Origin of the sequence: Parahoeflea alexandrii (assembly GCF_024105735.1) — a bacterium.
Lineage (GTDB): Bacteria > Pseudomonadota > Alphaproteobacteria > Rhizobiales > Rhizobiaceae > Hoeflea > Hoeflea alexandrii.
The window spans coordinates 507,388-519,941 of the sequence record NZ_JAAAML010000004.1; the positions used below are offsets into that span (position 1 = coordinate 507,388).

Below are 12,554 nucleotides of genomic sequence, written 5' to 3' on the forward strand. Positions count from 1 at the left end.
CCGTCAGATCGGAGAAAGGATATCGACAAGCTGCTGACCGATCGGCGGTTGCTGCACTTCGGTCAACCGACCGCGACCACCGTAGGAAACCCGGGCTTCCGCAATCTTGTCGTAGGCCACGGTGTTGTTGTGGTCGACATCGAGCGGCCGGACAATGCCCGCCACGTTGAGAATGCGGAGTTCCTGGTTGACCCGGACTTCCTGGCTGCCGCTGATGACGAGATTGCCGTTCTGCAGGATGCCGGTGACGACCGCGGCCACACGCAACTGCAGTTTCTCGGACCGTTCAGTCGTGCCCTGCCCCTTGGTCGAGGTGTTGGAGCCATATTCAAGGTCACCGGCGCCAACGGCGGAGATGACCGGAATGTTCATGCCGAGATTCATGCCGCTCGCATTCTTGCGGCTGCGGTCGGTGGCATTGTCAAAGCTGGCCTTGTCGTTGATGGCAAGATCGACGGTGAGAATATCGCCGACGCTGACCGCGCGGGCATCCTGAAACAGCTTGGAACGGCGATCGTCCCAAAGCGAGAAGCTGCTTGAGCGCGGTGGCGGCTGCTTGGGATATGCCGCCATTTGCGGCGTTTCCCCATAGGCAAGACCGGACCCCACCGGGCTCATCGACGGCGCCTGACCAACCTCGCTCAAGGTCTGCGAGTTGCACCCGGCCAGGATGAGAGCAAGAACGGTAATGGCTGAAGCCCTAATCATGACGGATCCTCGGGTTGTTCGGGTGCCGCGGCTGCGGCAATGATGGTCGTGAGGGCAGCCGCCTTCTTGGTATCCATCTCGTTGAGTATCGAGCTTGCGAGTCGCGGGCTGAGTTTCATGACGATGGCAGCCGCAATGCCCGGCTTGACGATTTCCAGCTGCGCGGCAGCGGAATCGGGAGCCATGTTCTTGTAGATTTCAACCAGCTGCGAGTCGGCCACCTGCATGAAGTCTTCCCGCTTTTTCAACCATTCGCGGTACTTTTCGGACCGCTCCTCGAGCAGGCCGATCCGTTCGTCGACTTCCGCCTGAAGCTCTTCGAGCTCCTTCTTCTGCAGAAGATAGCGCTGGTCACGCGCTGCATCGGCGATGTTGCCGCAGAAGGCGCGGATCTCCTCTTCAAGAGTTGGCGCCGGCGCCTGCTGGGCAAATGCGCCGGGAGCGACCAGGCCCAGAAGGACAACCGCGGCTGCGCCACGGAACCATCTGCGGGAGGGTGACTGCCGCGCGCTGTTCATTGCAGCACCAGTTCGGCATGCAGCGCACCGGCTGACTTGATGCCCTGGAGAATGGCGATGATGCCGTCGGGCTTGACGCCGATCGAGTTCAGGCCGGCGACCAGCGTTCTGAGATCCGGCCCGTCGATGATGGCGACCTGGCCACCGTCGACGCCGGCGGTGATGTCGGTGAGCGGTTCCACGGCTGTCACGCCGTCAGAGAACGGCAATGGCTGGACCACGGTGGGCGTTTCGTTGATCTGGACAACCAGCGTTCCATGGCTGACGGCAACCTTGGAGATACGGACATCATTGCCGATGACGATGGTGCCGGTGCGCTCGTTGACCACGACACGCGCGGGTGAATCGGTCTCGACGACAAGACCCTCGAGTTCCGCGGTCAGGCGAGCGAGGTCGGCGCGGGGCGGCTTGCGAACCGCCACAGTGGTGGAATCGCGGGCTTCGGCGATCGGCGTGCCGTAGCGCGCTTCGGAGAATGCATTGATGACGTCGGCCATGCCCACGGCCGTTGTGAAATCGGGATTGCGGAGCTGGTAGACCAGCCCCTCGGTCTGTTTGAAGGTCGCCGGAATCTCGCGTTCGATGATTGCGCCGCCGGGCAGGCGGCCCGCGGTCGCGGTGCCCTGCTGGAGGATGGCCGCGTCGCCTTGCGCATTGACCGCGGACACGATGACGGAGCCCTGTGCAACCGCATAGATCTGGCCGTCCGGCCCCGACAGCGATGTCATGACCAGTGTCCCGCCACGCAGCGAGGTGGCGTCCCCCAGAGAGGAGACCGTGACATCGATCCGCGAACCCAGGCTGGCGAAGGGCGGCAGATTGGCGGTGACGATCACGGCCGCAACATTGTTGACCCGCGACGCGCCGCCTTCTGTGGAAATGCCAAGATTTTGCAGCATTGCACGGAGCGACTGTTCGGTGAACGGCGAATTGCGGAGGCCGTCACCGGTTCCCTGCAAACCGACGACGAGGCCGTAGCCAATGAGCTGGTTGTCGCGTCCTGCCTGCAGCGAGGCAATGTCCTTGATGCGCGATGACGCGCCCGCCGGCCGGATGAAGCTCAGCCCCGACCCGGAGGCAAAGTCCTCGACAGACCGTGAGCCGTTAGCCGCATCCATTGCAGGCCCCGGCCCGGATCCGGCGAGGCAAATCATGGCAATCCAGATGCTGAATATCTTGGCAATCCTGCGGATCATTTCGCGGCCACCCGTATGCTGCCGTTGTCCATAACCGTGCCGGACACGATCAGTCCGGATTCTATGTTGCGGACACGGATGAAATCGCCGATCGCCGCATTCTCAAGCGGCGTGCCGGCTGCGGTGATGGTCAGGCCATTGCCGCTGAAGACAAGTTGAACCGTCTTGCCACGCTCGACCGCCCAGGAATCGCGCAATGCAGCGACCGGGATGGTCCGGCCTGGCAACAATGTGCGGGTGGTCACCTTGCCAAGCACCTCGCTGGTGATCTCGGCATAGCCGCCGCGCAGGTTCGGGTTGGTGACATCGACTTCGCGAACCATGTCGGCCAGCAGTTCCTCGCCGGGATAGATGGTCCGTTCGGGAACCACCGCGGTGCCGCGGCCGGCCTGCGCCGCGGGAACGGCGCAGATCAGCCCGGCCAGGACAACTGCCGCGCGAAACAGGCCTTGCAGAGGCGTTGTGGGGCGAAACGTCATGTCTGCCTTGTCCCTTGTTGTTACCTAAGGTTCTTGGAAACGACGGACGCCATTTCATCCGCCGCCTGAATGATCTTCGAATTCATCTCGTAGGCTCGCTGGGCGGAGATCAGGTCGGTGATTTCCTTGACAGGATCAACATTGGAGGCTTCGAGATAGCCCTGCTGGATGTGGGCAAACCCGGGATCCGCGGGAACACCGACGATCGCCGGACCGGAGGCTACGGTTTCACGGAAAAGGTTGTCGCCGAGCGGCTCAAGGCCGGCCTCGTTGACGAAGTTGGCGAGGGTCAGCTGGCCGAGATCCTGCAATTCGACATCATCGCCGATGCGGGCCAGAATCTGTCCGGTGCGGGAAATCTGCACTTCGCTGGTCTCATCGGGGAAAGTGATGCCGGGGACGACCACGTAACCGTCGATGGTAACCAATTGGCCGTCGGCGTTGGTGTTGAAGGCGCCGGCGCGGGTGTACTGGGTTTCACCGTCCGGGGTCTCGATCTGGAACCAACCGCGCCCGACCAGCGCCAGATCCAGCTTGTTCGAGGTGCCGACCAGGCTGCCCTGGATGTGCAGGTTGCGCACGGCCGAGGTCTGCACACCGAGACCGATATGCGCGCCTTCGGGAACGATCGCCTGGTTGGAGGCATTGGGAACGCCTGAGTTGCGCTCGACCTGGTAGAGCAGATCGGAAAACTCGGCGCGGGCCCGCTTGAAGCCCGTCGTGTTGATGTTCGCCACGTTGTTGGCGATCACCTCAAGATTGAGCTGCTGGGCATTCATACCGGTAGCTGCGATGGCCAAAGCCTTCATGGCGTGTTCCTCAGATTTGCATACGTGCGATTTCGAGATAAGCAGTGACCATCTTGTCGCGGATGGCGACTGCGGTCTGCAGCGACTGTTCGGCCGTCATGATGGCGTCGACGACATCACGGGTCGGCACCTCGCCGCGGATGGAGGCGAAGGACTGGCCTTCCGCGACCTTGAGGTTGCTCACCACACCTTGACCGAGGTTTTTCATGGTATCGGCGAAAGAGCTCGGGGACGGGCCCGCTATCGCGGCGGCCATGTTCGGCATGCCGGCTGCACCGGCCATGTCGGCATCGCGCGCGCCAGCCAGGCCCGAAAGGCCGGAAATGCCGGAAATTCCTGAAATCTTGTCAATCATTGGCCAGCCCTCAGCAGATCGATGGTCATGGATACCAGTTCCCTGGTTTGTTTGACGGTCTGGAGATTGGCTTCGTAAGACCGGTTGGCCTCGCGCATATCAGCCAGTTCGACCAGGACGTTGATATTGGGCAACTTGACCATGCCATTTCTGTCAGCCGCCGGATTTCCGGGGTCGTATTCCATGGTGAACTCGGCCGGATCGACATCGATCTTGGACACTTCGGCACGCGAAGCGCCGAAGGTGCGGTCGAGTTCCCAGGAGAAACTGATCGTCTTGCGGCGATAGGCGTCGGCTCCCGGCGTGTTCCCGGTCGACTGGGCGTTTGCGAGGTTCTCGGAGAGCACGCGCATCCGGGTTTCCTGAACATTCAGGCCGGAAGAGGCGATGCGGGAGGCGAGAGTAAGCGGATCAACAGGCATAATCAGCGCCTCACGGTCAGAAGCATCATGCGGTGAAAGGCTTTCACCAGTCCCGTGTTCATTTCGTACATGCGTTTGATTTCTCCGGTCTTGCTCAATTCCTGCGGCAGGCTGACCGAGTTTCCGGAAGGCTGGACATCCACGTCACCAAAGCTTCCGCTGCGGACCGATCCGCGCATCAGGTCTTCCTGGATATGTCCGGGATGGGTTGCCGCCATGCGAACCTGCGGCTGGGTCTTGTCGAGCACGGCCTCGAATGCCGCCACTTCCCGCGTCGCATAACCGGGTGTGTTTGCATTCGCGATGTTACCGGCAACCACGCTCTGGCGCACGGTGAGCCAGTGAGATTGCTTGGATGCCAGTTCGAAAAGCTGAATCGGCTGCATGGCGTTTCCCTGTCCTTAACAAGCCCGGAGACTAGGCCGTTAATCTTGCGTGTGCCTTACGGAAGAAAGCCGACGCCGCCCTGCTCCATACCGATGGAACGGACCACCGGTCCCTGCCCCCGCACGGGATCGACCGGCCGGATGCGACGGGTGTGCATGAAGGCGTCCGACGCGACCGGAGTTGCCCACATATCCGGGGTGTGCACGCGGCGTGAAAAAGCCGCCGGAAGCGCATCCGGCGGCTTTTAAGGCCTGTTAGGTCAGGAAGGGAGCGACTTGGCTCCGGTCAGCTTCACCTGACCTCAACGCTGGATGACCTCACCGTTGGACGTGATGATCACCCACTGCCCATCGCGCTTCTCGAGAGTGGCAAGGCGGGAATTGTCCGGCAACACCGAACCGATGCGCACAATGTACATGCCCGACTTGTCCTCGATCAGCGCACGGCCATTGGCGACATGCAACAATTTGTAGAGGGGCTTGCCGGGAAACGTCCTGTCGGGGTCAACAATGGTCGCCGACGGCGGTCCGCCGTTGCCCTCTTCGCCAAGATTGGAAACCGTAGCGGTGGTGATCGGATCGAAAGCTGAGGGCTCGGCGCTTCCGTCATTTTCATCCGGTATGGCCAGCGGCGAGACATTGACGACGGAACGGCCGCCGGATTCGGGAAGGTCACGGGTTTCGCTGTATCCCATGGGTGCGATGCCGAAGCTTTCCTGGTTGAAGAAGACGTACCATGGGAAGAATGCCGCAGCGGTTGCCAGCAGAAAGCCGGTGACCGCCACGATCCGATCACCCGAGCGCCTGGCCTTGGGTGCGGGCATCGGAGCCTGATCTTGGGTCTCGATCGCATCGGTCGCGATCTTGGAAGCTTCGGTCACGGTTTCGTCCTTTCCTTGGAGGCCGGCGCCACGGGCAAGCCCGCCGCAGCCTTCATTGCATCCGCGAGTTCGGCAAAGGCATCTTCGCTTGGCGGCTGTTCAGGTGTCTGGCGCAGGGTCTCATAGATGACCGGGGTCTGCTTGATCGCCATTTCCAGTTCGGCATCTGAGCCTGCGCGATAGCCGCCAATCAACCTCAGGTCGCGGGTTTCCTCGAAACGGTGAATGAGGGCCTTGAGCCGCATCACCAGTTTCTCCTCGTCACCACGCCAGGCCTTTCGCGCCAGACGCGAGATCGAGGTCAGCGGATTGACCGGAGGATAACGGCCTTCGTCGGCGAGTGCGCGATCAAGCACCAGATGCCCGTCGAGAATACCACGCGCGGAATCGGCCACCGGGTCGTTGTGGTTGTCGCCATCGACCAGGATCGAGACAATCGCGGTGATCGCGCCCGCCCCTTCCGGTCCCGGACCGGCACGTTCGAGCAAGCCTGGCAGGGCGGTGAACACAGATGCGGGATAGCCGCGAGCGACCGGCGGTTCACCCGCAGCCATACCGATCTCACGCAGCGCATGGGCAAACCGGGTCAGGCTGTCGACAATCAGCAGGACATTCTCGCCAGTATCGCGGAAGTGCTCGGCAATGGCCATTGCCGTCAGCGGCGCCAGCTTGCGCTGCATCGGGCTTTCATCGCTGGTGGCAACCACGGCGACGGTCTTGGCCATGTTCGGGCCGAGCGTGTCCTCGATGAATTCCCGGACCTCGCGGCCGCGCTCGCCAACAAGCGCCACCACCGCGCGATCGAAGTCGGCCGCCTTGGCAAACATCGACAGCAGGGTCGACTTTCCGACACCGGAACCGGCAAAAACACCCAACCGCTGGCCCTGGCACATCGGCGTGAAGACATCGACGACGCGAATGCCGGTCTTGAGCGGCTTGTCGACCCTTTGCCGCAGCATCGATGCCGGCGCGGCACCGGTGACCGGGCGAGAAGCCGGGCCCTGCGTGAGCGGGCCGAATCCGTCGACGGGCTCGCCAAGCGCGTTGATGGTGCGACCGCACCAGCTTTGATCCGGCGACAGCCTGAACGGCCCGCGGCGCCAGACCCGTTCGCCGATATTGGCCTGGGATGCACCATCTACCGGACAGGCGATCAATTCATCCGGTCCAAGACTGACCACCTCGGCCAGCTTGCTGGTGCCGCCATGGCGAAAGGTGAGGAAATCGCCGATTCGGACATGCCGCGACAGGCCGGCGACGACGCAGTGGCCGGGGGCCACGGCCGTGACCGTGCCAGATATGTCGTAGGCGCCTTCGGGAGTGGAGAAGGTGCGCACGGTCTCGGCAAGCCTGGCAAGAGCCGGCCGGCCGCTCATGGCGTGCAGGTCTCCGGCAAGGGGCTGCAACCTTTCCCAGTTTCAGGCATCAAGATCATTGCCCGCTGCCAAGGGTTCGGATGGCTTCCTTGAACACATTCTCGGTGGAGTTGGTCATCGCCGAAATGTTCTCGAATGCACGCGAGATGATGATCAGCTTGCTCATCTCGGACATGGCATTGACGTTGGAATTCTCGATATAGCCCTGCAACAGACCGGCGCTTTCCTCATCGAGCACCGGTTCGGGCTGAATGGTGGGGACAATGCCCAGCGGCGCCTTGCGGGTAAATCCGGCGCTGAAATCGGCCGTGAACAGGCCGATCGCACCGCGGCGGAAGCCATCCTGGGTCAAACCGCCGTCACGGCCGGCCTTGGGCGCCTCTCCGTCGGGATCGAGCTGGATCGGCGCTTCACCCGGGTCGAGCACCGGGTAGCCATCGATGTTGACCAGCGCGCCGGTATTGGTGAGCGTGAAGCGGCCGTCGCGGGTCAGCATCTTGCCGGTCGGCGTTTCGATCATGAACCAGGCGTCGCCACGAATGGCGAAGTCGAGCGCGCTGCCGGTCGTCTTCAGGCCGCCATTCGCGGTGGAAAGGTAGTCCTGACCCTCGTCGACGAAGGACACATCGGTCGATCCGGTGTTGGCCAGGACCTCGTTGAACTTGACCTCGGTCGCCCGGAAGCCTGTGGTATTGGCGTTGGCGACGTTGTCGGCCAGAGTGGTCAGACGGCGCTCAAGCGCAATCTGGGATGACAATGAAACGTAAAGCGAACCCTGCATCAGCGGCCCCCGAGTTTGAGATTGTTGATGGAGAGCATCAGCTCCGGCGTAATGCCGAAACCGGTGGACGAACTCAGCAGCAGGCTCGAACCAGCCGACCCGAAGGACGGATTGTCCAGCTCCCAGAGAGCCGTGAACCGCTGCATGAAGGTGTTGAGTTTCTCAGGATCCTTGAAATCCTCGATGTCGAGGCGCGATCTGAGCATGTCGGCCTGCTTGTCGATATCTGACGCCGCGATTTCAGCCGGAATGCCGAGAGCCGTGCGGACCACTTCGTAAAGCGCCGTGTCGGCAAGAATGCCGTAAACCGAATCCAGTTCCGGCGCGGTCCGTTCGAAGTAAAGCGCCAACCGCACACCAGTGTTATCGACGCCGGCTTCCTCCTCGAGGGTCAGCCGGTGGTATTTGTCGACCGTTCCCTGCTGCGCCTTGGTGAAGATGGTCGCGGTTTCGCCGTTGCGGGCAAAATTGTAGGTTTCGGCGAATTCCTTGTACTTGGAGTCGGCAAGCTGGTTGGCGAAGGCGTCATCCTTGTCGACGCCTTCGGTCAGCACCTTGCGCATGAAAGCCTTGGCATAATTCATGTCTTCGAGACCGTGCGCCTTCATGGCATAGTTGAAGACCCGCGTATCGGCCATGAATTCGTCGATGGATTTAATCTCGGAAATCCGCTTGAGATAATATTCGCTCTCCCGGGCAACCTGGGGCTGGCTGGCGATCCGCTCGATCGAGCGCGGCAGGTCCCGCGCGATCAGATTGTAGCTGGTGTATGTTGACGTCACCGGATTCACCCCCGTTGTGCCTCAGGGCGCGTCGCGCGGATGCAAATCCGGCGCAACCGCTGCAAGCATGTCCCGGATTAGGCCATCTTGCTTGTGCGAAGCTGAAGATTGTCAGGAAGCCATTCATCAAGCAGCCAGATTCAGCTTCACACAAGGCTCAAGCCGTAGTGATTGGTATGCATGTAAATCATTGCGGCGAGGCGTCATGAATATCATTATCGGGTTTGTCATCACCATTGGCTGCGTGCTTGGTGGATTCATGGCGATGGGCGGACACATCGAGGTGCTCAACCAGCCGTTCGAGCTGGTCATCATCGGCGGCGCCGCGATTGGCGGCTTCATCATGACCAACCCGGTCAAGACCATCAAGGACACGATCTCGGCCCTGGGTGAAGCCTTCAAGAACAAGGTTCCCAAGGAACGCGAGTATCTGGACACCCTGAGCATCCTCTACTCGCTGATGCGTGACCTGCGCACCAAGAGCCGCAACGAGATCGAAGCGCACATCGACAATCCGGAAGAATCCGAGCTGTTCCAGTCGGCCCCGACGATCCTGAAGAACAAGGAACTGACCTCGTTCATCTGCGATTACGTTCGCCTGATCATTATCGGCAATGCCCGTCCGCATGAAATCGAAGCGCTGATGGACGAAGAGATCCAGACCATCGCGCAGGATCGGCTGAAATCCTACCATGCGCTGAGCACCATGTCGGATGCCTGCCCGGCCATCGGCATCATCGCCGCCGTTCTGGGCGTGATCAAAGCCATGGGCGCGATCAACGAATCTCCCGCAGTTCTCGGCGGCCTGATCGGCGCGGCGCTGGTGGGTACGATGCTTGGAATTTTCCTTTCCTACTGTGTGTTCAGCCCGATTGCGACCAACGTGAAGATCGTCCGGACCAAGCAGAACCGGCTCTACACCATCGTCAAGCAGACGCTGCTGGCCTACATGAACGGCTCGGTTCCGCAGGTTGCCCTTGAGCACGGCCGCAAGACCATCTCGTCCTATGAGCGCCCATCCATTGACGCAGTCGAGCAGGAAATGATGAATCCTGGCGGCGGTGGCGACGCAAAGGCGGCTTGACCCGATGAGCGCTGCACCACAAAAAGAGCAATCTGCAGAGCAGCTGGCCTTCGACCCCGACCTGCTGGATCGCATGATCGGCGTCAAGGGCAATGGCGCGGACATCGAGTCCCGAAGCCAGACCCTGCTCAATGCGCTTGGTCCGGTGCTCTCCTCTGCCTTTCTGACGGCCACCGGGGTGACGATCGACGCCCGTCCCGGCGATATCCATCTGGGCCGCCGCCGCGAGTTGCTCTCTCAGTTGAGCGGCGACACCGTCTACTGCGAAGCGACCATTGCCAACTGGTCCAACGACATCTGCAGCCTGTGCGGCACGAAACTGATCATCGGCATGGTGGAATGCCTTCTCGGTGGTTCCGACCCAGACCAGCTCGACATTGCTGCCCGGCCCCTGTCGGGCATCGAACTGGACATGTCCCTGGTGGTTTTCGAGCAGCTCAATGACAGCCTGCGCAACCTGGTCGCGGCAAAGCCTGACGCGAAGGCGAGAGCAAAAAACCCTCAGCCGGAACATCCCGAGGCGGAAGACGATTCGATCGCGGATTTCCATGCAGTCGCCTTGACGCTGGATATCGAATTCGGCGCGGTCGCAGCACCCTTGACACTTATCCTGCCGCAATCCGTGCTGCTCAAGACCAAGGTCAACTCGTCCAAGCTCAACAAAAAGGCCGACGGGAACAAGGGCGAATGGGCCGAGCGGCTGAGCGACCGGGTTTCGAAGTCGCAGATCAGCCTTCAGGCGGCAGTGGCACTGGAATCCCTGGAACTTGGCGAGATAAGCCGTTTGCAGCCCGGCGACCTGATTGCGTTTGCCCATAATGGCGACATCGAGGTCACTCTGAGCGCAAACGGACAACCCCTTTACACCTGTGCGCTGGGGCGCGCGGGCACACGTTATATGGTTAAGGTCGAAGGCCAGGCAGGGCCGGACGAAAACTGGAAAACCGATTTCAAGTGAGATGATGGCCAGGAAGCCCCATGGCAGGCTCCGGGCAAGCTTCAGGCGGGATAAAGACATATGGCTGGTGAAAAAGCACTCGATGGCATTGATGATCTGATGGCGCAGGACGACAGCGCGATAGATGAAGCCGTGGGTGATCTTCGCGGCGTATTGAAGAAAGATGCCGGCTCAGAGCCCGGTCTCACTGAAGAAAGCGTGGATGGTATGGGTGGCGCAGCAGCCTTTGGTTCCGATTTTGGCGCAGACTTCGAGGATGACGCCACAGCCGACGACCCGTTCAACATCGGTGATTCGGCAGCAGACACTTCCGATTTCGGCGCGGGCCTCGACACGCCTGGCCTGGATGGCGGCGATTTCGCAGGCGGGGCGGATTTCGGCGGAGACTTCGGCGTCCCGGATCTGGACGGACCTGCAGCCGCAGCAGCCGGCAATGCGCTGGTTCAGGATTTCGGTTCGGCACAGTCTTCCAATCCCGGCGTCAAGATCGGCGCCAGCGGTTCCACCAACCGCGTCGACCTGGTTCTCGGCATTCCCATAGATGTGCAGATCATTCTCGGTTCGAGCCGGATGGCAGTCTCCACACTGATGAACCTGTCTGAAGGCGCGACCATCGCGCTGGACCGGAAGATCGGAGAACCTGTGGATATCATGGTGAACGGCAAGCTTATCGGCCGCGGAGAGATTACAGTTCTCGAAACCGACGACACCAAGTTCGCCGTCAAGATCATCGAAGTGATCGGCGAACCGCAGAAGAAGTCGAACTGATATGACAAGCTATGATGAGTTCAGCCCCGAGAGCACCGAAGTCAGCACAGCGCTGACCCCATCGGAAAAAGCCGCGGCGGTTCTGCTCGCCATGGGAAAGCCGGTTGCCGGCAAGCTGCTCAAGTTCTTCGAACACGAGGAACTGCAGGAAATCATCCAGAAAGCCCAGAACCTGCGCACCATCAAGCCGCAAGAGCTTGTCGAACTGGTCAACGAATTCGAGGACCTGTTCAGCGAAGGCACAGGCCTGATGGACAACGCCAAGGCGATGGAAGGCATCCTGGAAGAAGGCCTGACACCCGACGAAGTCGATGGGCTTCTCGGACGGCGCACCCAGTTCCAGAGCTATGAGACATCTATCTGGGACCGGCTTCAGGATTCCGATCCGGACCGCGTCGGCAAGTTTCTGCAGAGCGAACATCCGCAGACCGCTGCCTATATCGTGTCGATGCTGCCGACAGCCTTTGCCGGCCGGACGCTGATGAAGCTGCCGGAAAAAGTGCGGGTGGACATCGTGCGCCGTGCGGTCGACCTGAAGAACGTCAACCCGCGCGCTGCCGAGATCATCGAGGCCCGGGTCCGGGATCTGGTCGCCACAATCGAGGCGGAACGGTCGAGCACCGGTTCGGTCAAGGTGGCCGAGATCATGAACGAGCTGTCCAAGCCGGACGTCGAATCACTGCTCGGCGCGCTTGAAACCGTTTCAAAGACCGCCGTGGATAAAGTGCGGCCGCGTATCTTCCTGTTCGACGATATCCTCCTGATGCCGCAGAAGAGCCGCGTAACGCTGTTCAACGACATCTCGGGCGATATCATCACCACCGCCTTGCGCGGCGCCGACCAGGCCCTGACCGACTCGATTCTGTCGGCCATCGGTGCACGCCAACGCCGGATGATCGAATCGGATCTGGCCGCCGGAACCGCCGGCGTCAGCACCCGGGAAATCGCGGTTGCCCGGCGCAGCATCGCCCAGGAAGCGATCAGGCTTGCCGGACTTGACCAGCTGACGCTGCGTGAGAATCCATCCGCAGACGCCGAAGCCGCTTGAGCC

General features: G+C 61.2%; 16 protein-coding genes. 4 read left to right on the forward strand and 12 right to left on the reverse strand.

What is annotated here, in order from left to right; genetic code table 11:
• Positions 1 to 3: 3 nt before the first annotated feature.
• The 12 genes from flgH to GTW23_RS21725 all read right to left on the reverse strand — a co-directional run bounded on the left by flgH (position 4) and on the right by GTW23_RS21725 (position 8,693).
• A complete protein-coding gene (gene flgH, locus GTW23_RS21670; RefSeq protein WP_152010166.1) occupies positions 4 to 708 on the reverse strand; it encodes a flagellar basal body L-ring protein FlgH in 705 nt (234 codons plus the stop codon).
• Positions 705 to 1,226: a MotE family protein gene (locus GTW23_RS21675; protein WP_252917445.1), complete on the reverse strand. Its 522-nt coding sequence runs from the start codon at positions 1,224 to 1,226 to the stop codon at positions 705 to 707. Before GTW23_RS21675 ends, flgH begins: the two co-directional genes overlap by 4 nt.
• Positions 1,223 to 2,344 (reverse strand): flagellar basal body P-ring protein FlgI, encoded by a 1,122-nt coding sequence (locus GTW23_RS21680; RefSeq protein WP_152011619.1) that lies wholly within the window; start codon positions 2,342 to 2,344, stop codon positions 1,223 to 1,225. The genes GTW23_RS21675 and GTW23_RS21680 overlap by 4 nt, the downstream gene beginning before the upstream one ends.
• A gap of 74 nt (positions 2,345 to 2,418) precedes the next feature.
• On the reverse strand, positions 2,419 to 2,901 hold the full coding sequence (flgA, locus tag GTW23_RS21685) for a flagellar basal body P-ring formation chaperone FlgA (RefSeq protein ID WP_252917446.1): 483 nt from the start codon (positions 2,899 to 2,901) through the stop codon (positions 2,419 to 2,421).
• A 20-nt stretch (positions 2,902 to 2,921) separates the two neighbouring features.
• The gene (gene flgG / locus GTW23_RS21690; protein ID WP_152010169.1) at positions 2,922 to 3,710 is read right to left on the reverse strand and encodes a flagellar basal-body rod protein FlgG; all 789 of its coding nucleotides are present in this window, start codon (positions 3,708 to 3,710) and stop codon (positions 2,922 to 2,924) included.
• Positions 3,711 to 3,720: 10 nt separating this feature from the next.
• The gene (gene fliE / locus GTW23_RS21695; protein ID WP_324288382.1) at positions 3,721 to 4,065 is read right to left on the reverse strand and encodes a flagellar hook-basal body complex protein FliE; all 345 of its coding nucleotides are present in this window, start codon (positions 4,063 to 4,065) and stop codon (positions 3,721 to 3,723) included.
• Positions 4,062 to 4,487 (reverse strand): flagellar basal body rod protein FlgC, encoded by a 426-nt coding sequence (flgC, locus tag GTW23_RS21700; protein ID WP_152010170.1) that lies wholly within the window; start codon positions 4,485 to 4,487, stop codon positions 4,062 to 4,064. The genes fliE and flgC overlap by 4 nt, the downstream gene beginning before the upstream one ends.
• 2 nt (positions 4,488 to 4,489) lie before the next feature.
• Complete coding sequence (gene flgB, locus GTW23_RS21705) at positions 4,490 to 4,873, reverse strand: flagellar basal body rod protein FlgB (RefSeq protein ID WP_152010171.1); 384 nt, start codon at positions 4,871 to 4,873, stop codon at positions 4,490 to 4,492.
• 302 nt (positions 4,874 to 5,175) lie between these two features.
• The gene (locus tag GTW23_RS21710; RefSeq protein ID WP_252917490.1) at positions 5,176 to 5,697 is read right to left on the reverse strand and encodes a flagellar protein; all 522 of its coding nucleotides are present in this window, start codon (positions 5,695 to 5,697) and stop codon (positions 5,176 to 5,178) included.
• A gap of 53 nt (positions 5,698 to 5,750) precedes the next feature.
• The gene (gene fliI / locus GTW23_RS21715) at positions 5,751 to 7,130 is read right to left on the reverse strand and encodes a flagellar protein export ATPase FliI (RefSeq protein ID WP_252917447.1); all 1,380 of its coding nucleotides are present in this window, start codon (positions 7,128 to 7,130) and stop codon (positions 5,751 to 5,753) included.
• A gap of 55 nt (positions 7,131 to 7,185) precedes the next feature.
• Complete coding sequence (gene flgF / locus GTW23_RS21720) at positions 7,186 to 7,911, reverse strand: flagellar basal-body rod protein FlgF (protein ID WP_252917448.1); 726 nt, start codon at positions 7,909 to 7,911, stop codon at positions 7,186 to 7,188.
• Positions 7,911 to 8,693, reverse strand: a complete 783-nt coding sequence (locus tag GTW23_RS21725) for a DUF1217 domain-containing protein (protein ID WP_252917449.1) — start codon at positions 8,691 to 8,693, stop codon at positions 7,911 to 7,913. The genes flgF and GTW23_RS21725 overlap by 1 nt, the downstream gene beginning before the upstream one ends.
• A 205-nt stretch (positions 8,694 to 8,898) precedes the next feature.
• On the opposite strand from GTW23_RS21725, the gene motA reads away from it, so the two are divergent.
• The 4 genes from motA to GTW23_RS21745 are packed head-to-tail and all read left to right on the forward strand — an operon-like array spanning position 8,899 to position 12,551.
• Positions 8,899 to 9,777: a flagellar motor stator protein MotA gene (gene motA, locus GTW23_RS21730; RefSeq protein WP_152010175.1), complete on the forward strand. Its 879-nt coding sequence runs from the start codon at positions 8,899 to 8,901 to the stop codon at positions 9,775 to 9,777.
• A gap of 4 nt (positions 9,778 to 9,781) precedes the next feature.
• Positions 9,782 to 10,735: a FliM/FliN family flagellar motor switch protein gene (locus GTW23_RS21735; protein ID WP_252917450.1), complete on the forward strand. Its 954-nt coding sequence runs from the start codon at positions 9,782 to 9,784 to the stop codon at positions 10,733 to 10,735.
• 60 nt (positions 10,736 to 10,795) lie between these two features.
• On the forward strand, positions 10,796 to 11,503 hold the full coding sequence (fliN, locus tag GTW23_RS21740) for a flagellar motor switch protein FliN (RefSeq protein ID WP_152010177.1): 708 nt from the start codon (positions 10,796 to 10,798) through the stop codon (positions 11,501 to 11,503).
• A gap of 1 nt (position 11,504) precedes the next feature.
• Positions 11,505 to 12,551, forward strand: coding sequence for a flagellar motor switch protein FliG (locus tag GTW23_RS21745; RefSeq protein WP_252917451.1), 1,047 nt, complete (start codon positions 11,505 to 11,507; stop codon positions 12,549 to 12,551).
• The last annotated feature ends 3 nt before the right edge of the window (positions 12,552 to 12,554 follow it).

Coding starts and splice junctions, on each gene's coding strand:
- flgH (WP_152010166.1), bottom strand. CDS start 708: ATGATTAGGGCTTCAGCCATTACCGTTCTTGCTCTCATCCTGGCCGGG.
- GTW23_RS21675 (WP_252917445.1), bottom strand. CDS start 1,226: ATGAACAGCGCGCGGCAGTCACCCTCCCGCAGATGGTTCCGTGGCGCA.
- GTW23_RS21680 (WP_152011619.1), bottom strand. CDS start 2,344: ATGGATGCGGCTAACGGCTCACGGTCTGTCGAGGACTTTGCCTCCGGG.
- flgA (WP_252917446.1), bottom strand. CDS start 2,901: ATGACGTTTCGCCCCACAACGCCTCTGCAAGGCCTGTTTCGCGCGGCA.
- flgG (WP_152010169.1), bottom strand. CDS start 3,710: ATGAAGGCTTTGGCCATCGCAGCTACCGGTATGAATGCCCAGCAGCTC.
- fliE (WP_324288382.1), bottom strand. CDS start 4,065: ATGATTGACAAGATTTCAGGAATTTCCGGCATTTCCGGCCTTTCGGGC.
- flgC (WP_152010170.1), bottom strand. CDS start 4,487: ATGCCTGTTGATCCGCTTACTCTCGCCTCCCGCATCGCCTCTTCCGGC.
- flgB (WP_152010171.1), bottom strand. CDS start 4,873: ATGCAGCCGATTCAGCTTTTCGAACTGGCATCCAAGCAATCTCACTGG.
- GTW23_RS21710 (WP_252917490.1), bottom strand. CDS start 5,697: ATGCCCGCACCCAAGGCCAGGCGCTCGGGTGATCGGATCGTGGCGGTC.
- fliI (WP_252917447.1), bottom strand. CDS start 7,130: ATGAGCGGCCGGCCGGCTCTTGCCAGGCTTGCCGAGACCGTGCGCACC.
- flgF (WP_252917448.1), bottom strand. CDS start 7,911: ATGCAGGGTTCGCTTTACGTTTCATTGTCATCCCAGATTGCGCTTGAG.
- motA (WP_152010175.1), top strand. CDS start 8,899: ATGAATATCATTATCGGGTTTGTCATCACCATTGGCTGCGTGCTTGGT.
- GTW23_RS21735 (WP_252917450.1), top strand. CDS start 9,782: ATGAGCGCTGCACCACAAAAAGAGCAATCTGCAGAGCAGCTGGCCTTC.
- fliN (WP_152010177.1), top strand. CDS start 10,796: ATGGCTGGTGAAAAAGCACTCGATGGCATTGATGATCTGATGGCGCAG.
- GTW23_RS21745 (WP_252917451.1), top strand. CDS start 11,505: ATGACAAGCTATGATGAGTTCAGCCCCGAGAGCACCGAAGTCAGCACA.